The organism is Vibrio natriegens NBRC 15636 = ATCC 14048 = DSM 759, from assembly GCF_035621455.1.
Lineage (GTDB): Bacteria > Pseudomonadota > Gammaproteobacteria > Enterobacterales > Vibrionaceae > Vibrio > Vibrio natriegens.
On the sequence record NZ_CP141822.1, the window covers coordinates 1,877,933 to 1,898,606 of the forward strand.

Below are 20,674 nucleotides of genomic sequence, written 5' to 3' on the forward strand. Positions count from 1 at the left end.
GCCCCACCTCAAGCCTCCTATAAAGAACCTTAAAAACAATCACATAGAACCACCGCCTTCTTGGCATCACATTTGCGTTAGTCCTATCGAAAAGTGCAATTAACGGTTTTATGCAAATGCGATGTGAGGGGTTGGCATGAAGAGAAAGATTCTATTTGTACATTACGGCGATGACTGGATCCGAGGAAGTGAGAAATGTTTGCTCGATCTCATTAAGTACATGGAACATCATCACTACGCTTGTTACGTTTGGACCAATAATTGCGAACTCTCAAAACAGTTAGAACTGATGAATGTTCCAACTCAGCTTAATCATTTTCCACTGCTGCTTGGCTGGAAACCACCTAAATACAACGTATCAGGTTGGCTTGGTCTGATTAAGCATGGTTGCGAGATCATCGAACGCGAAAAAATAGACCTTGTACACATTAATAGTGGTGCGCCCTGCCAGTGGATGTTGGCCGCTGCACAAATGAAGAAAGTGCCCGTCGTTACCCAGCTCCACTGCCCTTACCCAGCACGCGACCGCCTAACGCTTGGCCTGCACCTTTCTCCGCACATTATTTCAGTCAGTCAGTACGTCGCTGAATTCATGACTAAAGATGGTTACCCTAACGAAAAAATATCGGTTATTCACAATGGTATTGATACCGTCTCCCTCTCCGCGCAGCAAAAAGTCGATGTTAGGCAAGCGTTATCCATTCCGGAGCAGGATTTTGTTTTTGCGACGGTTGGCTCTCTGATTCACCGTAAAGGTGTAGACCGGATCATAACCGCAATGCGTCACGTGGCTTTTGAGTATCCTAACGTCAGTCTCGTTGTCATTGGCGATGGCGATTTAATGGGCAAGCTTGTTCAGCAAGCCAGTCGTCTGCACCTAAGCAATCATATTCACTTTGTTGGCGAACAATCCAATGTCGTTGGATGGCTCAAGGGATGTGATGCCTTTATCAGTTGTGCTCGCAGTGAAGCCTTTGGGCTGGCTGTTGCAGAAGCTGCTCTTGCTAAGATCCCGGTTATCGCGCCGCTTGAAGGTGGCATTCCTGAATTCATTACCCATGGCGAAACTGGAGTTCTGTATCCGAATCAGGGCATTGGCCCAATAGCAAAAGCGATGCGCGTGCTAATCAATAATCCTGAACTATGTGAACAGTATGGAATGAGCGGTTTTGTTCACATTACCCAAAATCATGATCTATCTGTCAGTTGCCGAAAAATAGAACTTCTTTATAGAGACTTATTGGAACAGCCATTTGTAGCCAATCGGTCTCTAATAAGCACTTTATCCCCCCTCAAAACCTATGTGGTAAATCGTTTGTCGTTTGGAGGCCAGCATGACTAGTCAAAACAAGAAAACGCTTATTTTTGACCCTATCGCATTTAAAGGCGGCTCTAAGATTGCCACCAGTGATGCGCTCAATGTATGCCGTGTTGAGTCCAATGATTTCATTGTCGCAACAGTAGACACGGAATTCTGGAAGCAAACAGAGTTCTACGCCAAACACAATGTTACTTTGATTTCCATTTCCCCAGTTCCTTGGTTAATGAGTCAGCACAATGGGATTCTCTACTGGCTAAACCAACTGTATCTTCTATTGGTATTGCTAAAGACTTTGATTGGGCATCGCGGCATTACTACGTTCATCGGCGCTTCAGGGCCAGGTATGGATATGCCAGTCTATTTGTTACAGATGGTTCTTAATATTGAAGTCGTTCAGTTTATCCACGGCAACGTCGGGCTGTCACGCTCTATTGGCTTCTGTCTTACCCGAGCGAACGCCGTGTTTTACTTACCCTCTACCCGTTGTAGCCTCAAAGCGGCACTAGAAACTTACCTTAAAGCCGTGACCAAAATAAAAGACGCCTCGGCAATGGCTGAAAGTTACTTAAACTCATCTCAATATCAGTCATTTGTGAATGGCATTCCGGCATCTCGTTGGCCACAGGAATGTCAAAAAAACACGCCAGTTTACTTTTGGGCTGCATCGCTGCTGAAATGGAAAGGTCTGGAAACGTTAATAAAAGCATCCAAACGTGCCGCTATTAGTCAGTCTGTCGTACTCAATGTTTGCTACATTCGCCCCGTCGATACGTGTTTACCAATCTCCAACGCTCCGGTTTTGCTCTCCCACACCATATGGTATGAAGACCCTGAAAACTTGGATGATATCCGGAGTCAATCCAACATCTTTGTTTCAACCAGCGGTAATGAGCCATTCGGTTTATCAATTCTAGAGGCTCTGGCTGCGGGTATGTGCGTTGTCATTCCTCGAGATGGCGCATATTGGGACAAGACACTGACCCACAATGAAAACTGCATTAAGTATCAACCGGGAAACCCTGATTCTTTGTGTGATGCTCTGCTCTACGCCAGTAACGACCAGCAAGCATTTCATCGTTGCAGCCAGCGTGCGTTAGAAATAGCGGCCCGCTATAAAGCTGAACATTGCTACCAAAAGTTTGCACAACACATTAATGGTGACGTGGTTACATCCGCCCTTCACGCATGCAACTAATTCAGTTTGAATAGGAAATATTGCAATGAATGTTAGCCATCTGAAAAACATCAGTTTATATGCAGTCAGCCTGTTTCTCATTAAAGGTGTGTCCCTATTCACTTTACCTCTTATGGCCCAATACTTGTCACCGCAAGAAATCGGCCATCTCGAGTTGCTCGGTATCACAACGGTATTCTTTAGTCTGATTGTGGGCATTGCAATGCACGAAAATCTTTATCGATTTATAGGCACAATCAGTCGCTTCACGGTGCGAAAAAGAAAAGCTTCTCAACTGTACAGTGCATCGCTCGTTGCTTCTTTCAGTCTGAGTTTGTTTATCTTGTTCATTTATTACCTGGTCCCTTTTAAGCTTTCGACGTTCACCAGTGAGCAAATCCTATTTATGGCTTTGGTTTGGTGTTACGAAGCGCCCCTTGCTATCAGCCTTGCCTGGTTAAGATTGCATAATCAAGCAAGCTTGTTCTTTAAGATATGTGTCGTGACCGTATTAGCTCAGGTTTCTTTACTTGTTGTCGTCCTGACATACAAACCGGACGTGACACTCGTTTTTGCCCTCAATATCGTGTGTACCTTCATACAGTTTTTGTTTTTGCACGTTTTCATCAACTTTCCATTTTCCCTACCTAACAAACAACGCTTTATTCGTTATATCCGCTACTCTGCGCCGCTTATGCTATCCGGTGTTGTGGCTTTTGGTTTAAGTGGTGCAGAAAGGTGGCTGATCGCTGGAGCAACCGATTTAGAAACCTTAGGCATGTATGCGATTGCGGCTAAATTCGCGCTTGGCGTCGGTATTCTTATCCAACCTTTTCATATGTGGTGGATGCCAAAACGTTTCGAAACCATGGACAAAAATGGAGGAGAACATGTCGCTAGCGTGACGACTCAAGGGATACTGCTGTTGTGCGTTATTTCTGTCGCTGTGGCATGGCTTAGTCAACTTTTTATTTCGTTCTCTTTACCGGACTCTTACCAGCCTGCTATCAATTTGGTTGGAATGACCATAACAATGATGCTATTCAAAGAGCTGGTCGAGTTGACCAACTTCGGCATTCTCTACCAAAAGCACACCTCTCAGCTTTTGTACATTAACCTCGCCTCCACCGCATTGGCGATGGTGATTTGTATCCTTTCTGCTGACCTCGGCATTGAAGCAATGCTTTACGGGTTGATCGCGGGGCAATTAAGTCGATTCATATTCACAATCTGGTTTAGCCAACGTGCGCATTATCTGGATTATCAAACCAGCCCTATTTGTGCGCTGACAGCGTTAACGGTGCTGTTTCTATTAACCAGTCGGTATCATCAAAGTATCGAGGTGTCCGCGTTAATGCTGCTGCTTCAACCGTTAGGCATTATCGCTTTTGCCATTCGGTTCCAGTTGATTTCAGGTGCTTCACTCAAACGTCTTTCAATTACGTTAACTCGTTACGTGGGTCGCTCACTATGAATAGTGTCAAACACGCCAGGCCAATAATGATAATGACGCTGGTTACGTTTACGCTAGCCATGGTTTGGTATGTTATACCTCATCCAGCCATTGTCGTTGTGCTCTGCTTTTTACCGCTTGCGGCATTGTTTGTGCTCCATCAGACATTCTGGTTGGTGAGTCTATTTGTACTGTTTTCCTTCTTTCGAATTCACGAAGCCTTACCCGCACTTTATTCATTAAAAATCCCTTTACTCCTCTCTTTAGGAGCACTTGGCGCTTTGATTTGGCACACCTTGATCAGTCGCCAGCTACAAACTTTCTGGCACCCGAGTATGACGTGGCTCGTCCTATTTTGGGGGCTTGTTGTCATAGGCATTGTCTTGTCCTCTAACCCGGGCGTTGCGATAACCTATTTTAAAAATATCTATTGGAAAATCATCATCATGACTCTAGCCATCGCTTGGTTGGTGAATACGGAAGATGCAGTGCGAAAAATCGCAACCTTGATTATCTTAGCGGGTGGATTAATCGCCGTAGTTGCTTTGTATAACTCGGCTTCAGGGATTGGTTTAGTTGAGGGGACGAGAGTCACCATCGGTCGTCAGTTGGGCTCTGTGCTTGGTGATCCGAATGATTTGTCGCTGGTATTAATGTTCCCTCTGGCGTTTGCGATCAGCTTTGCCACCACAAAAGGTATAGGCTTCTCACGTATTCTTGGTATTACCGGGCTAGTACTGGCAATGGCAGCCGTTATCGCGACACAAAGCCGTGGTGGGCTTTTGGGATCAGTTGCTGTATTTGGTATTTTTGGTCTGCGCTTGATTCGCTCAAAATCACTATTGATCTTCATCGCTGTAATTGGGTTGCTGGGACTGTTTGCCGTAGCCGGAATTTCCGACCGTCAGTCGGGCGGCGCAGCAGAAGACGGCATCGACGCATCAGCCATGGGACGCTTATATGCATGGGAAGCGGCGTTTAAGATGGCGGTGGTGAACCCGTTTAGTGGCGTGGGTTTAAACAATTTCTATTCGAATTACTACTATTACAGCCCACATTGGGACGGGCTCAACCACGCGGTTCACAGTACTTGGTTCGGCGTGTTGGCTGAGACCGGGTTTCTTGGCCTGGCTGTGTTTATTGGTATGATCATTTCGCTTATCAAAACGAGCCGACAAACGCTTTCTATCTTAAATCAGCGAAAAGGCTTGGTTTCCCCTTATCTCACAGCAACAGCGCTTGCGGTGTATGCAGGTGTAATAGGCACTGTGGTTTCCGGTACTTTCCTAACCCAAGGCTTCACGTGGCCGATTTATATCCTCGCAGCGCTTTGTATCGCTATCTCCCGCATTACTCAAATCCGTTCTCAAATTGAGAAAACCAAAGAAACACTCAACAAATAATTCTTATATTACTGTTTTTAAACAATTAATTTTTTGGCACGCAACGTGAAATAGTCTCTTTATCACCTCAATATAAGGGACAGTATCATGTTGGCTCAGCAGTTAAATGACTTCAAAGTGTGGTTACAACACCACGAAAACCCTTCATATCGCAAATTGTTTCTCATTTTGAAATCGATTCGTGCATGTGATCTTCCTACACCGATGTGGATGAACAAGACGGTTCGCACTGTTTATTCAGCGAGTACCTCCATTTGGAACAACTTGGTTCGGGTATTTATCCATACCCCCGCCTTTAAAGGTCGACTTTCTCAGTATGGTCGAGGGCTTTATCTCTTTGGTGGTGTGCCTTTTGTTTCCGGGCCACTTTCCATCACTCTTGGAGACGATTGCCGCATCTCTGGTCAAACAACGTTTAGCGCCAGACCCCAATCCAGTGATCCACAACTGATTGTTGGCAGTAACGTCGATATCGGTTGGCAGAGTACTTTTGCGATTGGGAGCCGAATTGAAATTGGTGACAATGTTCGAATTGCCGGTCGCGCCTTTCTGTTTGGGTATTCTGGTCACTCACTTGACGCTGATTTAAGAGCGAAAGGCTTTGGCGATCTCGATTGCGATGTTGGAGATATCGTACTTGCAAAGGACGTATGGCTAGGAACAAACGTCACGGTTTGCCCCAATGTCACGATTGGCGAAGGGACCATCGTGGGTGCTGGTAGTGTGGTCACTAAAGACCTGCCTGCTTTTGTTGTTGCTGCAGGTAATCCTGCCAGAGTGATACGTTCACTTAATCACTAAGGAGTTCACTATGCGAGATCTTATTGTTTTTGGTGAAGATTTTGGTGGCTTACCATCGAGTACACAACATCTGGTTACCCGGTTAGCAAAACAACGCAAGGTACTTTGGGTTAACTCGATAGGACTCCGTCAACCCAAGTTAAATATGCACGATGTTAAACGTGCTTGCGGTAAGCTTGTGGGTAAAAGTAAAGGTGGTTACACCGACCAGCGAGAGCATCACGTAAATATTACGGTGATCAACCTTAAAACACTTCCTGCTCCTAAGTCAGCATTCGCGCGTTATATCGCCAAAACCTTGATGCGTCTGCAGCTGAAACCCGTTATCGAGAGGCTTCAGCTGCACAAACCAATTTTATGGACTTCACTTCCGACTGCAGCCGATTTATGTGGAACTCTCGGTGAGTCATCGGTGGTTTACTATTGCGGAGACGATTTCTCATCGCTTGCCGGTGTCGATCATAAGGTGGTCAAACAGCACGAAGACAAACTCGTGGAGCACGCGGACCTGATACTCGCAGCCAGTGCACCCTTGCTAGCAAAATTTCCGCAGTCCAAAACTCACTACTTGCCTCATGGCGTAGATACCTCACTTTTTAGTCGGCCAAGCCAGCGTGCCACGGATTTACCCTCTCCAAATCACAAGATTGCTGGGTTTTATGGCAGCCTGTCTAACTGGCTAGATTACGAACTCATCGAGCAAGTTTGCCTCGCGAACCCTAGCTGGCAATTTGTGTTTATCGGCCCAATTGAACTCCCAAACTATCCGCTACCGAAACTGGCAAATGTGCACTACCTTGGCCCTAAGCCACATCGCGACTTACCCGGTTACAGTCAACATTGGGATGTGAGTTTACTTCCGTTTAAATCCAATGGACAAATTGCTTCATGCAGCCCTTTAAAATTACTGGAATACTTTGCGGCAGGCTGTCCCGTCATCACTACGCCTTTTCCCGCGTTATCGCCTTACAAAGCCTTGGTTTCAACCGTCACTGATTGCGAGCAATTCACAGAGGCATTAAATCAGTTAGATCGTCAATCAACCGATGAGCGACAAAAGTCAGTTATCGACGAAAGTTGGGATGCACGTACGCTTAAATTGAACTGTATGTTGGAGTCACTATGAACGAGTTAAAACGGAGATTTATCGTCATACTCAATTCAGCATGGCGACAACGGTATGTGATTGTCGTACCGATTCTTATCCTTCCATTCGTTGGATACTTTATTGGTAAAATTGCACCGACTAACTACGTGTCGCATACGTCAATGCTGATTCAGGAAACCGCGAAGATGAATCCGTTTCTGGAAGATATCGCGGTCTCAACCATGCTAAAAGAACGTCTAAATGCCTTGAGTACGCTACTGAAAAGTCGCCATGTACTCACTGCGGTGGCGAATGAGCATCAGCTGATTAACGACTCAATGCCACCAGCCAAGCGTGATTACATCATCAATCAGCTTTCAAACAGTTTAACGATCACTCAACCGGGCAAAGACTTTCTTAAAATCTCACTGACCGCTCCCCGTCCGGACGGTATGAAAGAGTTATTAGAGTCTATCAGTGAGCATTTTATTGAACAGCTTCTCGCACCAGAGCGTTCATCGATTCAGGACTCGTCAGAATTTCTCGCTATTCATATTGAGAAACGCAGACAGGAACTCGACATTGCGGAAAACGAACTGGCTGATTTTAAAAATCGCTTTGCATCGGTAACGCCGGAAATGCAAAGTCAGTCGCTAGGTCGCCTTGCCTCTCTGAAACAAAGCTACGCAGAGAAAAAAGCCGAACTCGCTGGGGTTGAAAAGAGCCTGGGTTCTCTCGATCAACAACTATCAACAACCAACCCCGTGGTCGGAAAAATTGAAGATCAGATCATCGAGATTCGTAGCGAACTGACTCTTCTCAAAGCGAAGTACACAGAGAGTCATAGTGCTGTTCAAGGCAAAGAACGCGAGTTACGCCGTTTAGAAAATGAACGCGCCTTATTATTGAAAATGGAGCAACCTAATATCAGTAGCGATCAGCTTTGGGATATAGCCAGCAGTAATAAATTAAAAGATCTTGGAGAGATTCAACCTTTACTCGTCACCCAGCTACAAAGCTTGCAACTCGTGCGAGGTCGTTATGAATCCCTCACAGAAGAAACAAAGAGTTTAAAAGAAATGATTTCCAGCCTGGAGCAAGAAGCCAATCGATTCGGTGACAACGCGAAAACCATGCATCGTTTAGTTCGCAATGCTGAAATTAAGCGTCAACTCTATGATGAATTAATTCAACGTTACGAAATGGCTCAGCTCACTGGTTCTTTAGGGGTTTTCGAGCAAAACAAACGCGTCAAAATTATTGACCTTCCCTATACCCCTAGTCGCCCGGCGAATCTTCCGGCGATTGTATTTGTCATTGCGGGATTGGTGGCGGGAATTGGTTTAGGTGCTGGTGTTGCGTTATTGATCGAGCTGTTTGATTCATCGATAAGACGCAAAGAAGAGATCGAAGCCATTACACATGCGCCTGTACTCACGCACATTCCAAGAATAAAGCCGTATTAATCATAACGATTTTCAAATTGACTTTCAGGTTGAGAAATACGACAAAAAGCTCGTAAACCATTGTATTGATTAAATAATAAATCTGGCACACATAATGCTAATACTAGTTCAGAGCTAAACATCCGTTAGGAGCGAGTATGAGCATAAAGTCCAAAACGATTATTCACGTGGTTCAGCACCTTTCCCCTGGTGGATTAGAGGCGCTCGCACTCAACATGCTGGCGTTTTCGTCCCCACACCAGAAAGTACTCATTGTTAGTTTGGAAGGTAAAAAACAAGAAGCAGTATTGAAATGGTCAAAACTGAAGTCGGTTGAAAACCAATTAATCTTTCTTAACAAGCCGTCAGGCTATAGCGTTAAGACGCTGATACAACTTGTTAAACTGTTTCTCACGTTAAAGCCAAGCGTTGTTCATACCCATCATATTGGTCCGATTCTATACGGCTCCGTTGCTGCTCGCTTGGCCGGGGTAAAAGCTCGAATTCATACCGAACATGATGCATGGCATCTATCAGACCAAAAGCACCGCGCTTTACAAAACCTGGCACTAAAAATCGCTAAACCCTGCGTTGTTGCCGATGCACTTCTGGTAAAACAACGAATTCATCAACATTTTGATTATCAGGATGTCAGGGTGATCAAAAACGGTATCGACTGCGAGAAATTCACCACTGGCTCCAAGCACCTTGCCCGTCAGCTTTTTGGACTGCCTGTGCAAAGCACCATTATTGGTACGGCAGGTCGATTAGAACAAGTCAAAGGTCACGACATTTTGATCAACGCGATGGCATTACTGCCGAACCATATACAGCTAGTTATCGCTGGGGATGGTAGCCAACGTATCAAATTAGAACAGCAAGTGCAGCAACTTGGGTTAAGAAGTCGAGTAACCTTTCTTGGTCTTGTTGATGACATGACGCGATTTTATCAAACGCTGGACTTATTCTGTTTGCCCTCACGTCGTGAAGGTTTCCCGCTCTCTACTTTAGAGGCCCAAGCATGTGACATTGTCACTTTAGCAAGCGACGTAGGTGCAACAAAAGAAACCCTTTGCCCAAGCACCGGAGTGTTGTTTGAAAGTGAAAACTCACAGCAGTTGGCCGCCAGTGTAAAAACCGCCTTAAACAAACCAGTAAAAGCATCCCCAAGACAGTTTGTCTTAAAGCATAACGACATCAGGGACATGATGCGTGCATACGAAATATTAGCTGAGGAGAAAAGCGCATGATTGATTTACTACTTACCACACTGTTTATTATCAGTTGCGTGTTGGTTATCTATCACCACGTTGGCTACCCTGTTTTACTGTCTTGGTATTCTAAAAATCACCCTTACAAAGCCCGCAGCCATAGAACGCGTGGATACAGAAGTATCAAAAGCGATCGGGGATGTTCAACCATCACTATCTTGGTACCTGCCTACAACGAAGAGCAGTGGATAGCGGACAAAATTCGCAACCTATCTGCGCTTGATTACCCAAAAAATAAGTACAAAGTCATCATCGCATGTGATGGCTGTACCGATAAGACAGTGAGTATTGCAGAACAAACCATTCAAGAAGCAATTTGTTCCGATACACATTTTGAAATCCGGGCATTTAAAACCAATCGTGGCAAAGTTGCCCTGATAAATGAACAGATGAAAACCATCACCAGTGATATTACGGCATTGAGCGACGTGTCCGCCCTTATTTCCATTGATGCGCTATGGATTGCAAATACACATTTTCAAGACAGTAAAGTCGGCGTCGTCAATGGTCACTATCAATTGTTTAAGCCGGGTAATGCAGGGGAAGCCAGTTACTGGAAATACCAAAGTCAGCTTAAGATGCGTGAAGCCTCACTTGGCTCAACGCTTGGGGCGCATGGCGCATTTTATCTATTCCGCACGCACCTGTTTGAATCTATGAGTGCCAATACAATCAATGATGACTTTATAATTCCTATGTCGATCGTACGTCAGGGTTATATTGCTGAATATGAGCCTGATATGGTTGCTCTGGAGATGGAAGCCACCAACGAGAAAGATGACTTTAGCCGAAGACTGCGTATCTCTGCTGGCAACATGCAGCAGGCAATCCAGCTTTGTGAGATGTTCTTACCGAAGTACAGAGGTGTCGCATTTGCATTCTTTTCCGGCAAAGGGCTACGGCTCATGACCCCTTACCTACTTCTATTTTGTTTTGTTAGTTCTATCGCCATGATGGACAACCCACTTTTCATGGCTGCACTGGTCACTCAAATCACGATCTATTCACTGGCGATTGTAATTTATCACCTACCACATATATTTTGTCACAAAGCCTGCAAGCTACTGCTTTACATCGTTGCTGGTCATTGCGCAAATTTCATCGGTGGTATGCGATACCTATTTGGTCTTGAATCAGGAAAGTGGTCTCGTGTGGGCCAAAAAGGAGATGCACTATGAGTAACGTATCCGCACATATTTCAATTTGGTTTGCAAAACGTCTCTTTGATTTGTTCGGCGCGCTATTTGGTTTACTGCTTCTGTCACCAGTAATGCCTTTTATCGCGATAGCAATCAAACTCTCCTCTTCGGGCCCTGTGTTTTATAAACAGCTTCGAGTCGGTAAATCTACACCAGAGAAAATGATGTTTTTCGAAATCATTAAATTTCGCACCATGTACCAAGACGCAGAACAACATACAGGGGCAGTCTGGGCGACGGAAAATGACCCAAGAATCACGCCAGTTGGACGATTTTTACGTAAGACTCGTTTGGATGAAATCCCACAACTTTTTAACGTAGTTAAAGGTGACATGTCACTGATAGGTCCACGACCTGAACGCCCTAGTTTCTATAGCAAACTGGAGAGTGCGATCCCTTATTTCGCTGATAGAACCTATGGTGTGATGCCGGGTATTACCGGATTAGCGCAAGTCAATCAGGGTTACGATACCTGCATTGATGACGTGCGAAGAAAAGTCGGCTATGACCACAGTTACGCGCTTTCTCTATGCTCGATGAAGTCTTGGCTCAGTATGGATATGAGCATCATTACCAAAACCATTGTGGTGATGTTTGATGGTCGGGGGCAATAGTATAGATAGACACAGGATTTAATCATTGTGACACACAGCGAATATCGAGTTATAGGGCATTGGTTAATTACGCAGAGGCTCAAAGGTTAACCCCTTTGCGCCTCTACTGTGCTTGAGACAACTTATTGAAACGCCCTGCCATGATTAGCTAGAGTTTCTTTAGCACACTTAATACATACGATTTATCCATCCATTGACTCCAGAGACGCCCCTGCGCGATGTGTCGCTGACACTATTTAGTTCTATCTTCAATTTCGTCGAATGCTTCAACGGAGATACGTTCAGCAATTTCACGCATCTTCTGCATTTTTTCTGGATTGCGATTTTCCCAGAACCGTTCCCAATTTTCGCGCGTTTGCCATTTGGCAATAGTGAGAACCTTTTCAGGCTTATCATAGGAACGAAGCATAAAGCTACCGAGCGCACCTTCTACCGAATGGTGGATGGATTCGGTCGCCGAACGCCAGGCATCTTGAAACTCGTCCATTTTCTCGATTGGTACACGCCACTCATACACAACTCTAAACATAAAACTCCCTGTAAGATACGCAGTTTCTAAATTCCAAAACAATACTGAAGCCGCTGCAGCCACCTTAAATACAACTAGTACATATAACCTAACCAGTCCATGTGTCCAAGTGCCCAAGTTTTGCCGCTCATTGACTTTATATACAAATCATTCACCCGCTCTACTGCGACACCATAATTTCTGTGTTCAGATAGTCGCAACCATGAACTGAGCGTATCAACACGCTGATAACCATTTTGTGTATAAAAGCTATGTAGATCAGATATTAAGACTATGAAATCGACATCTTTAGTAGAAGCATAATCTGCAAGCTGAGATAACATTGAAGAGCCAATACCTTTACCTTGATGAGCGCTGTCGATACAAAAATCGATCACACCTAAGACTTTGTAGGTTTCTTCTCCCACGGCTATCACTCGATAGTCTAAACCCATGTAACCAACAAGTTGATTACCTTTATATTTCAAGGCTCTCATGTGAGGAAGTTGCTTGTAATATGAGCGTGCCACTTGATCTTCAGGAAACGACTGGTTTCGCAAAGACTGAATCGCAGAATGCTGCTCTCTCGATAATTCTATTTCCGGGTAAACATCCATATTTGACCTTTAAAAGCTACCACTGTGTTAAAGCCCCGCATAGCTACATTATCAAAACTTAACCCACAAATGAGTAACCCTGAAACATCAACATCACAGCTGTGTCCATTCCAGTAGACTCTGCCATCAGCTCTGTTACGACTTAGCTGCTTGTAATATCAGCTGAGGTTTTTGACCGCAGGCCATCATACGAAGACCCTAGCGCATCAGCTGCATAAGACAGAGCATCAATTGTCAGACTGATGCTCTGTTCACTACACTCCTCGGCAGTTCCTCCTTAAGAACTTATTTCACCGGCTCTTCCAACTCACCTTGGATTAGCAGCTGAGGGGTATATTTACCGCCACTGTGCTCTTTGGTAGATAAACCGACATAACCGCCTTGACCTTTCTCGTCGATATTAACCAGCAGCAGATCCAGTGAACGCTTACTGTCCAATTTGTTGACGATATCAGTTACATCCAGCTCAATCCATTTTTGGCTTTGACCATGGCTGGCTGTGGCAATGCCAGATGCTGTGGCGCCATCGGTGGAAGGTAGAGTATTCCAAGTGATGCTTTCTTTTTCAACCCAGTCGCCGGCGTCTGCAGCAAAGGCCTGCAAGCGGGTATCTATATTACCGCCAGTTTTGTCTGGACGGGTGTCAACACCTCGGATATGCAACTTTAATTTGGCGGAAGTCGCTTTTAAGCCCGTCAGGCCGTTTGTATCAAAGCGAAGAATACTTATATGATCCAGTGCCGGGTTATTGTAGTGATTTTCTACCCCCATGAACCCCCAAGCAATACCGTCGAATTTGTCAGCCTGATTACCACCGCGCACATAAGCGTCTTGAGTCACTTTCAGCTCTAGTCCGCCAGCTGCCAGATCTTGCTTAGCCTTAGCTCTGGCTTCTGCATCAGCTTTTGCTTGGGCTTCAGATGCCTCTTTGGCTGCAGCTTCCGCTTTGGCAACAACTGCGGCCTGGGCTTCAGCTGCGACTCTTGCTTCTTCTTCTGCTTGCTTGATTTCATCCCTGAAAGCTTGGTTTATCTTCTCCGCACCTTGGTAGAACGGGAAGGTTACGCTGTTACCTTGTTCCGCAGTTTTGCCGTGTGTCATCACCATGCGAGTTACCGCTTCGCCCTTGGCTTTAGAGTCCAGCGTCAGCTTAACTTCAGCGTAAGACAAACCTGGAGTGGATAAGGTTATAATCGGTTCAGCACCACTTTCATCTACCAGCAATACGCTCGGTTTATCTACAGAAACCGTAAGATCGTCGCTGATCACTACGCTGCCGGCCTGATGGAAAACGACACCAGCGATTTTAAGATCGGAATTACGCACGGCCTGCACGCTGGTGCTGTTCTGCAGTACGGTCACTGGCATCATCTGCTGATAGGACGCCGTCTGCTCTGCGGTCAGCTCAGGCACAATAATGTACTGGTAGTCGGCGTCACTTGGCTTCACACCGTGGCTGATATGCAGGGTGAAGACATCCTTAGAGACTTCATTGGCGGAAGATCCACTGCGGATCCGTTTCCAGTTACCTTTCTGCGTCTGGTTGGACAGGTGGCGTTCGCCGTTTTGCGGGAATATATAGCCAACGCCATCATGGTGCACCCAGTTGGCAGAGCTGATCTCGCGTACACCGTTTTCAACTTCCACACCATCAACCGTCACCTTACCATTGAGTAGGGTCTGGTTGAGAGTAGTGTTCACATTTTCAGCCGATGTTGAAGAGATGCCAGCGCCCAACGCAACTATCTCGTTTTTAAAGCTGAACCATGATTTCTTCGCTTTAGTGTTGAATGCATCGCCTTTGGCTGGACTGGTATCCAGGTTCATATCCATGGTTGTTACGCCATAATTGCCGTTAGACACGCCACCCACGAAAGCAACTTCTGGCTGTTCAACCTTACCCCAGTCATCCGGCAAGCCTTCATATTCAGGCGCGGTTACGCCCGGCACCAACTTCCAGTTCCATACCGGGAAAATGTTGTGGTATTCGTCGCCGCGCTGTTCCAGAAATGTGCTGCCGAAGCCCAGCCAATAGCCCAACAGGTTTTCACCGTTACCACTTTCATTAGGGTAGGTTCGCTGGGAGTTCATGCGAATGCCGAAGAAGTGACCATCGGCCATTTTGGTGGAATAGTCACTGCGCCAGAAGTGTTTAAAGCCATTCAAACCGGAAGGTACGCCATGTCTGGCACCTGTAACGTGCGCTTTAAAGGCCATCGCTTCAGCCGCACGTTCAGGAGTTAATGCAGCCACCATATCCATCTGGGTGATATTATTGCTTGGTTTTAACGGCGGTAACTCAGCCAGAGGAGTCAGTTCTGGTTTGCTACGGCTGATACCGCGTCCCCAGGTGTTGTAGTCCAGACGGCTGCCGCGCTTCATCCAGCGCCAGCCATCCAGGAAGAAGTTGGTGAGAATATCCGCCTTCTCTTGGCTAAACCGCCATTCGGTATCGCGGACCATATAGGCGACTCGCAAGGTTGCGCCAAACCAGACTTCGCCATAGCCAGCGCTGTACAGTTGAGCGCCGTGCTGATGGAAAGAGTAATCCGCCTGAATGCCTTCGCCATTGGTGAGTTTGACGGTATTTTCCATGTCTTTTACTGCGGCGCCAACCAGAGATTTGCTATGAATCAGCAGGCCGCGGTAGATTACGACCAGGTTGATGTCACTGCGGTTACCACCGGTTGTCTCAGCATTATCACTCTTACGGACCCCAGGAGTATCTGACATGATCATCGCGGTTTGAAAGCGCTGCTCCATCGGCAGCAGATCACCCAACATCAGAGCAACTTCACCCAGGAATTGAGGCTGACCAATGTCTGCCCACCACCAACCGGTTTTGAAATCTTGTTGATGCCAATAGGTCAATCCACGGATAGCGGCATCCGCCAAATCGGCATTATTTGATTGCACGAAAGCGGCGCCAATCATCCGCAGGCGTCTTAGGTGATCTCCGGCTTGCCAACCAGTTGGATCTTCGTCGGCATATTCAATATCTTCCCAACTGCCATTCGCGGCCATGCTGTCAGCATACTCTTTCGCTAGTACCGACACTGATTTCTGTTGTTTAGCGGCTATGTCGGTTTGGCGCTCAACAAAACCACTCAGCATATTCTGGCGCACCAGCTCGAACTCATTGGCTGCCTGAGATTGAACTTCGGAAGCATGTTGACTTTCGACTTCTTTGATTATTCCATTACATCCAGTAATGGCTAGCACCGATGCGGTAATTACCGATAATTTGAACTTCTTCAACTTCAACTCCACATTTATTCTGACAAAAGAACAAAGGAAACCTGAAACAACGTTTCTCTTGTGGTGAAACAATAAATGTTTTATTAACTTGTATTAGTTCTGATGAAGATAACGCGAAGCAGATCAAATCATCCTGGCCATCTGCAGTGATTTTAATCACAAAAGGTGCCGTGTTGAGTAACAACCTCTTTTTTGAAATGTGCCATTTACGGATAAAATGGGCATCATACATTTCTGATCACCAATATATTCTGTGGTAAGTTGCATTGCCTCCGATTTGCACAAACTCACCCCTCCCAAAAGTAATGGACAAAAGCAAGGGACTGATCAGATTCGAGGCTTTTAGGATAACTTGTGAAATATAACGTTCTATTTAGGGGTGAACGACGCAATACCAAAGCCGCCGCATTCCACCTAAAACACCAAACGCAACGCATAGTAAAAATGCCACGCGTTGCGAATCCCTCTTAAACAGTTTGTTATATTTAAACTATCTGCTTGGCATAACTGTTTCGGTCTATATCTACAACCTCTACTGTTAATGAAGCACTAACCAACTGGATTGATTTCAGCCTGGACATGACACTATTAGACAAAAGTAACTTGTCTTGTTCATTACGACCAGAAAGAATACGCAAAGTTACGTGAATAAAGTCTTCTTTAGCGGAGCCTGTTTGATAGTTTTCATATGCAATACTTCTAACCTTTATATCGCTACCATCTGGCTCAAACAAATTCGACTCTAAAGCCCCCAGAAACACTTTCTGATTCAAGTCTACCGGTTCGATAGATGATGAATGCTCAATAATACAATGAGGCAAAACTTACTCCTTAAATATAACGCCGCATAAAGGGAGGGAACAACGCCACCACCTAGCCTAAATCATTGTGCCGTAAACACTAAAGCTTAATCAAACTGAAAATGCCAAGCGTTGAGAATCCCTCTTAAACGCTTGTTAAGTGCAATTTTTGCCCACTTCCGCTGAAAAAGTGATATCGATCGTGGGGCTCAGCATAAGACAAACATGACAATGCTTTTCCACCGCATCTTGAGCTGCTCGCAAAATGTCAGATTCCTTAAAACCACTGCCATTTACTGTAAAGTGTAAGTTTGCCGATTTGTATAAACGAGGTTCTGATTCCGTTAGGGCAAAAGTAACCGTATTTTCTAGGCCTTTAACTTCAAAACCTTGATCTTGTAGTAACAAGACGACATCCGTAGCACTACATGAACCTAAAGCCGACAATAGAACTTCTGTTGGACAAGGGGCTTTCTCACTTGTAGCGTCAACATTAAACGTAAAGCCGACTTCAGTTGACACTTTAAAACGACAATCACCATCCCACTTTATATTAATACTCATACTTCCCTACTTTTTGATGTAACTCTCGTTGATTGCACTTAACGCCCGCTTAAGTGGTGAACAACGCTTCCACAAAACTAAATTATTACACCGTAAACACAAAAGCCAAATCAAACCAAAACCGCCGAGCGTTGCGAATCTGTCTTAAACGCTTTGTTAGAAATTACTTGTGCACTAACTCAAACGTTACAAGAACCAACTCTGTTGAGTCGTTGAATTCTAAACCATAAGCTGATTTACAGTCTCTAGTGAAGAAGTCGTTATGTGCTTTATACCACCACTCATAGGTGCCATCTCCTTCCCCCTCAGATTCAGCGAATTCTCGACTAACCTGTCCAAAGGGACAAAAGTCCACATTGGTTATTTTTACTATACAAACCGGGTTCTTTTCCCAGTCAAGCACGATTTGGTACTGCCCTACTTTAGGAAACTCCTCACCTTCAATACGGTACGCTTCTTTGACGCTGCAAGTTGCACGTTTTTGACCAATAGAGACAAGACGAGCGCACTCATTTGTATTGTATTCATCGTCACAAAAGTAAGTAGTTTCTAACTCTCCAATCTCAGCAAGTTGAAATTCAGACAGTGTACTTGCATAGGCTTGGAAATAATCCACATACCTTGCATCCATAATAAATTCTCCATGTAATTTCTAACGCCCAAATAAGTAGTGAGCAACGCAATATGAAAGCCACCGCATTACGCCTTAAACACAAAACTCAATTTGAACTGAGAATGCCACGCGTTGCGAATCTGCCTTAAACGCTTTGTTATGACCGAAATCCAAAGTCGGCAAAGATACGTTCAAAACTTTCAACAATAGTTTTATTGGTTAATTGGCTGAAACCTCTCACAAAGTTTGCCGTGGAGGCTCGAAGTTCTTTTAACCATGCCTCGTCAGTGACATCAATTGGTTCCTCTAGAATAACCCCAACTTCGCCAGCAACTGAGTTTTTGAATGCTTCGACAGGGCTGTATCCCGTATGTGCTTTTCTTATTTCAAAGCACATTGAAACCTTATATTTCTTATTCCTTTTTCCAACAGCGCTAATCACCCAAGCGACACCACCTTCAGATCCTTCTACATCATTATTTGTATACGCTGCTAGTAAACCAATTTCTTTTACGGACTTACGAATCTTATCTTCGTTGTGATAAACAAAATAATTATTCATAGCTGAACTCCAAAAATGTACGATAGGCCATAACGCCCAATTAAGGTGTGAGGCACGCAATACCGATGCCGCCGCATACCACCTTAACCACTAAAGCCAAAGCAAACTAAAAATGCCAAGCGTGCCGAATCACTCTTGAATTGTTTGTTAGGGCTGTTCAAAAGTTTCCCACTCTTACTTTATTTATGACATCACTATTTGAAATCTGCCCACTTCGCTCGCCATTATTATCTATGCCATAAGAAAAATACGTTCCTCCAGCAAACTTAATTCGCCAAGAACGAAATTCGTGTTTATCACCAGTTATGTGGAACAGCCCTACATTGGCATGATTGGCTAAGTGGAGCATTCCTTGCCATTCCATAACATCATTTTCTGTATCCCAACCATAATTTCTAACAAGTTCCATCTCTTGTTGAAATGCTAGATTAGTAAATAAGATACTAAATTTAGGCTTAAAGATATGCCCATTGAGGTTAAATTCGCTGTCGTTATATGAAATCGTTTGCCAAAAAGCACGACTAGACTTGCGGGTAAAACCCTCTTCTTGCCTTATATACTTGACCTCTACCGCAAAGGGAGAAGGTTCAAAGCCATTTGCAACTAAATGAGCTTTAGGTACAGCTATAAAATCGACCCTAACATTTATATTTTCTGCTAAATGCCGCCCCCAAACTTCCGCGTAAAAATCAAAATCAACGCTAAGATTATTAACTAGCCAACGTTTCAGTTCACCTTCATCTGAAAAACGTTCTGTGTTTTTAACTTTTTCTAGGTATTTTTGCTTGTTGATCTCGACTAATGAGCGCATCAGTATCTGCCTTGCTGATGTTTCCCCAAATTCGTCAGCAATAGCAGAAATCACAGTTTCCAGCTTTTCCTTCGCTTTATTCTTTTTTTCTTGTATCTCATGAAAGTTAGGAAATAAAGATGGTGACCGACCAGACATTTCTAATTCTAGCTCCATCTTTTCTTTCCACAGCTTTGACCTCGTTTCTGCACGTACTTTGTAGTGATTGTCGTAGACTTCTTCTATGGTGGGGTCGAATACACGTGGAGTTTTTCCATTTAAAGCTATTAAAGCATCTGCTTTTTTAATTGAGCCTCCTTTTTGACGCCCACAATTATTGCATTGCTTAACGTAATGCTCTCCACCGCCAAACGCCCTTATTTTCAACTCTAAAGCGGCACAATCACAAGGTTTATAATCCCATTGTTCAAGCGCTTCATTTATAGCTAAATATCTTTTTTCGAGTGTCTCATCTGACATATAACCTCCTAAGCCCTAACGCCCAATTAAGTAGTGAGCAACGCAATACAAAAGCCACCGCATTGCGCCATAAACGCAAAATTCACTGCAAACCAAAACTGCCACGCGTTGCGAATCTGCTTAAATTGTTTGTTATGCGATTTTTCGGCAAAGCTAAATTGGCTAACGAAAACATTACCTTAAACACGAAAAACTACAAACGCACATATGACTTTTTGTGATTCAAGAACCAACGAGTTCAACATTTCGTAAAAAGGTCGCCACAAGCGCGGAGCGCGACATTAAAGCGAAGAATAAGCTTTTGCTTGCGAGAAACTTAACGAGCCAGGACTTCAGCAAGCACCGGCTTTTCGTAAACTTGCCCTTTCCACACTTTGCACCCGAGAAACTTTCTGCGACCAAATGCGATTTTTAATGAGGCAACTTTGACTTTAGGCAAATCCGAATCACAAAGGCAATCCCAAAAAGCATCCCAGTTTTTTCCATAATAATCTGGAAAACCAAAGCAATTAGCCATCAATTCATGAAGTTGATTTTCATTCTCTATCATTGTTAAATCAATGCGCATAGTCCCTCTTCTGATAAATACCGCTGCGCTATAACGCTTTGCTAAGGTGTGAGTAACGCAATACAAAAGCTACCGCACGACGCCTTAATCACTGAAGACACCGCATACCAAAAATGCCACGCGTTACGAATCACTCTTAAGCAACT

At 44.6% G+C, this 20,674-nt stretch carries 19 protein-coding genes; 10 read left to right on the plus strand and 9 right to left on the minus strand.

What is annotated here, in order from left to right; translation table 11 throughout:
* Positions 1 to 136: 136 nt before the first annotated feature.
* From VER99_RS08525 to VER99_RS08570, 10 genes are all read left to right on the plus strand, one after another.
* On the plus strand, positions 137 to 1,342 hold the full coding sequence (locus VER99_RS08525; protein WP_024373083.1) for a glycosyltransferase family 4 protein: 1,206 nt from the start codon (positions 137 to 139) through the stop codon (positions 1,340 to 1,342).
* Positions 1,335 to 2,516, plus strand: coding sequence for a glycosyltransferase family 4 protein (locus VER99_RS08530; protein ID WP_020334661.1), 1,182 nt, complete (start codon positions 1,335 to 1,337; stop codon positions 2,514 to 2,516). The genes VER99_RS08525 and VER99_RS08530 overlap by 8 nt, the downstream gene beginning before the upstream one ends.
* 25 nt (positions 2,517 to 2,541) lie before the next feature.
* Positions 2,542 to 3,969, plus strand: coding sequence for a lipopolysaccharide biosynthesis protein (locus VER99_RS08535; protein WP_020334662.1), 1,428 nt, complete (start codon positions 2,542 to 2,544; stop codon positions 3,967 to 3,969).
* On the plus strand, positions 3,966 to 5,351 hold the full coding sequence (locus tag VER99_RS08540; protein ID WP_031334703.1) for an O-antigen ligase family protein: 1,386 nt from the start codon (positions 3,966 to 3,968) through the stop codon (positions 5,349 to 5,351). Before VER99_RS08535 ends, VER99_RS08540 begins: the two co-directional genes overlap by 4 nt.
* Before the next feature lie 87 nt (positions 5,352 to 5,438).
* Positions 5,439 to 6,152, plus strand: coding sequence for an acyltransferase (locus VER99_RS08545; RefSeq protein WP_020334664.1), 714 nt, complete (start codon positions 5,439 to 5,441; stop codon positions 6,150 to 6,152).
* A 10-nt stretch (positions 6,153 to 6,162) separates the two neighbouring features.
* A complete protein-coding gene (locus tag VER99_RS08550) occupies positions 6,163 to 7,278 on the plus strand; it encodes a glycosyltransferase (RefSeq protein WP_020334665.1) in 1,116 nt (371 codons plus the stop codon).
* On the plus strand, positions 7,275 to 8,705 hold the full coding sequence (locus VER99_RS08555; protein ID WP_020334666.1) for a GumC family protein: 1,431 nt from the start codon (positions 7,275 to 7,277) through the stop codon (positions 8,703 to 8,705). Before VER99_RS08550 ends, VER99_RS08555 begins: the two co-directional genes overlap by 4 nt.
* A gap of 137 nt (positions 8,706 to 8,842) precedes the next feature.
* A complete protein-coding gene (locus VER99_RS08560; RefSeq protein WP_020334669.1) occupies positions 8,843 to 9,934 on the plus strand; it encodes a glycosyltransferase in 1,092 nt (363 codons plus the stop codon).
* Complete coding sequence (locus tag VER99_RS08565) at positions 9,931 to 11,133, plus strand: glycosyltransferase family 2 protein (protein WP_020334670.1); 1,203 nt, start codon at positions 9,931 to 9,933, stop codon at positions 11,131 to 11,133. Before VER99_RS08560 ends, VER99_RS08565 begins: the two co-directional genes overlap by 4 nt.
* Positions 11,130 to 11,768, plus strand: a complete 639-nt coding sequence (locus VER99_RS08570; protein ID WP_014232122.1) for a sugar transferase — start codon at positions 11,130 to 11,132, stop codon at positions 11,766 to 11,768. The genes VER99_RS08565 and VER99_RS08570 overlap by 4 nt, the downstream gene beginning before the upstream one ends.
* 232 nt (positions 11,769 to 12,000) lie before the next feature.
* Here VER99_RS08570 and VER99_RS08575 read toward each other — a convergent pair whose 3' ends face one another.
* From VER99_RS08575 to VER99_RS08620, 9 genes are all read right to left on the minus strand, one after another.
* A complete protein-coding gene (locus VER99_RS08575) occupies positions 12,001 to 12,297 on the minus strand; it encodes an antibiotic biosynthesis monooxygenase family protein (RefSeq protein WP_020334671.1) in 297 nt (98 codons plus the stop codon).
* A 74-nt stretch (positions 12,298 to 12,371) separates the two neighbouring features.
* Positions 12,372 to 12,893, minus strand: coding sequence for a GNAT family N-acetyltransferase (locus VER99_RS08580; RefSeq protein ID WP_020334672.1), 522 nt, complete (start codon positions 12,891 to 12,893; stop codon positions 12,372 to 12,374).
* A 285-nt stretch (positions 12,894 to 13,178) separates the two neighbouring features.
* Positions 13,179 to 16,151: a polysaccharide lyase family 8 super-sandwich domain-containing protein gene (locus VER99_RS08585; protein ID WP_236614658.1), complete on the minus strand. Its 2,973-nt coding sequence runs from the start codon at positions 16,149 to 16,151 to the stop codon at positions 13,179 to 13,181.
* A gap of 485 nt (positions 16,152 to 16,636) precedes the next feature.
* Entirely contained in the window at positions 16,637 to 16,972 is a 336-nt protein-coding gene (locus tag VER99_RS08590) for a 5-carboxymethyl-2-hydroxymuconate Delta-isomerase (protein WP_020334675.1), read from the minus strand.
* A gap of 135 nt (positions 16,973 to 17,107) precedes the next feature.
* Positions 17,108 to 17,515, minus strand: coding sequence for an OsmC family protein (locus tag VER99_RS08595; protein ID WP_020334676.1), 408 nt, complete (start codon positions 17,513 to 17,515; stop codon positions 17,108 to 17,110).
* 163 nt (positions 17,516 to 17,678) lie between these two features.
* On the minus strand, positions 17,679 to 18,146 hold the full coding sequence (locus VER99_RS08600) for an ASCH domain-containing protein (RefSeq protein ID WP_020334677.1): 468 nt from the start codon (positions 18,144 to 18,146) through the stop codon (positions 17,679 to 17,681).
* Positions 18,147 to 18,285: 139 nt separating this feature from the next.
* Positions 18,286 to 18,690, minus strand: a complete 405-nt coding sequence (locus VER99_RS08605; protein ID WP_020334678.1) for a hypothetical protein — start codon at positions 18,688 to 18,690, stop codon at positions 18,286 to 18,288.
* A 157-nt stretch (positions 18,691 to 18,847) separates the two neighbouring features.
* The gene (locus VER99_RS08615) at positions 18,848 to 19,960 is read right to left on the minus strand and encodes a hypothetical protein (RefSeq protein ID WP_020334679.1); all 1,113 of its coding nucleotides are present in this window, start codon (positions 19,958 to 19,960) and stop codon (positions 18,848 to 18,850) included.
* Positions 19,961 to 20,276: 316 nt separating this feature from the next.
* Positions 20,277 to 20,528, minus strand: a complete 252-nt coding sequence (locus VER99_RS08620) for a barstar family protein (RefSeq protein WP_020334680.1) — start codon at positions 20,526 to 20,528, stop codon at positions 20,277 to 20,279.
* Positions 20,529 to 20,674: the final 146 nt, after the last annotated feature.

Excerpts from the sequence above, each read along its gene's own strand:
- VER99_RS08525 (WP_024373083.1), top strand. The coding sequence starts at position 137 with ATGAAGAGAAAGATTCTATTTGTACATTACGGCGATGACTGGATCCGA.
- VER99_RS08540 (WP_031334703.1), top strand. The coding sequence starts at position 3,966 with ATGAATAGTGTCAAACACGCCAGGCCAATAATGATAATGACGCTGGTT.
- VER99_RS08575 (WP_020334671.1), bottom strand. The coding sequence starts at position 12,297 with ATGTTTAGAGTTGTGTATGAGTGGCGTGTACCAATCGAGAAAATGGAC.
- VER99_RS08620 (WP_020334680.1), bottom strand. The coding sequence starts at position 20,528 with ATGCGCATTGATTTAACAATGATAGAGAATGAAAATCAACTTCATGAA.
- VER99_RS08530 (WP_020334661.1), top strand. The coding sequence starts at position 1,335 with ATGACTAGTCAAAACAAGAAAACGCTTATTTTTGACCCTATCGCATTT.
- VER99_RS08565 (WP_020334670.1), top strand. The coding sequence starts at position 9,931 with ATGATTGATTTACTACTTACCACACTGTTTATTATCAGTTGCGTGTTG.
- VER99_RS08560 (WP_020334669.1), top strand. The coding sequence starts at position 8,843 with ATGAGCATAAAGTCCAAAACGATTATTCACGTGGTTCAGCACCTTTCC.
- VER99_RS08595 (WP_020334676.1), bottom strand. The coding sequence starts at position 17,515 with ATGAGTATTAATATAAAGTGGGATGGTGATTGTCGTTTTAAAGTGTCA.
- VER99_RS08580 (WP_020334672.1), bottom strand. The coding sequence starts at position 12,893 with ATGGATGTTTACCCGGAAATAGAATTATCGAGAGAGCAGCATTCTGCG.
- VER99_RS08615 (WP_020334679.1), bottom strand. The coding sequence starts at position 19,960 with ATGTCAGATGAGACACTCGAAAAAAGATATTTAGCTATAAATGAAGCG.
- VER99_RS08605 (WP_020334678.1), bottom strand. The coding sequence starts at position 18,690 with ATGAATAATTATTTTGTTTATCACAACGAAGATAAGATTCGTAAGTCC.
- VER99_RS08545 (WP_020334664.1), top strand. The coding sequence starts at position 5,439 with ATGTTGGCTCAGCAGTTAAATGACTTCAAAGTGTGGTTACAACACCAC.
- VER99_RS08600 (WP_020334677.1), bottom strand. The coding sequence starts at position 18,146 with ATGGATGCAAGGTATGTGGATTATTTCCAAGCCTATGCAAGTACACTG.
- VER99_RS08550 (WP_020334665.1), top strand. The coding sequence starts at position 6,163 with ATGCGAGATCTTATTGTTTTTGGTGAAGATTTTGGTGGCTTACCATCG.
- VER99_RS08535 (WP_020334662.1), top strand. The coding sequence starts at position 2,542 with ATGAATGTTAGCCATCTGAAAAACATCAGTTTATATGCAGTCAGCCTG.
- VER99_RS08555 (WP_020334666.1), top strand. The coding sequence starts at position 7,275 with ATGAACGAGTTAAAACGGAGATTTATCGTCATACTCAATTCAGCATGG.
- VER99_RS08570 (WP_014232122.1), top strand. The coding sequence starts at position 11,130 with ATGAGTAACGTATCCGCACATATTTCAATTTGGTTTGCAAAACGTCTC.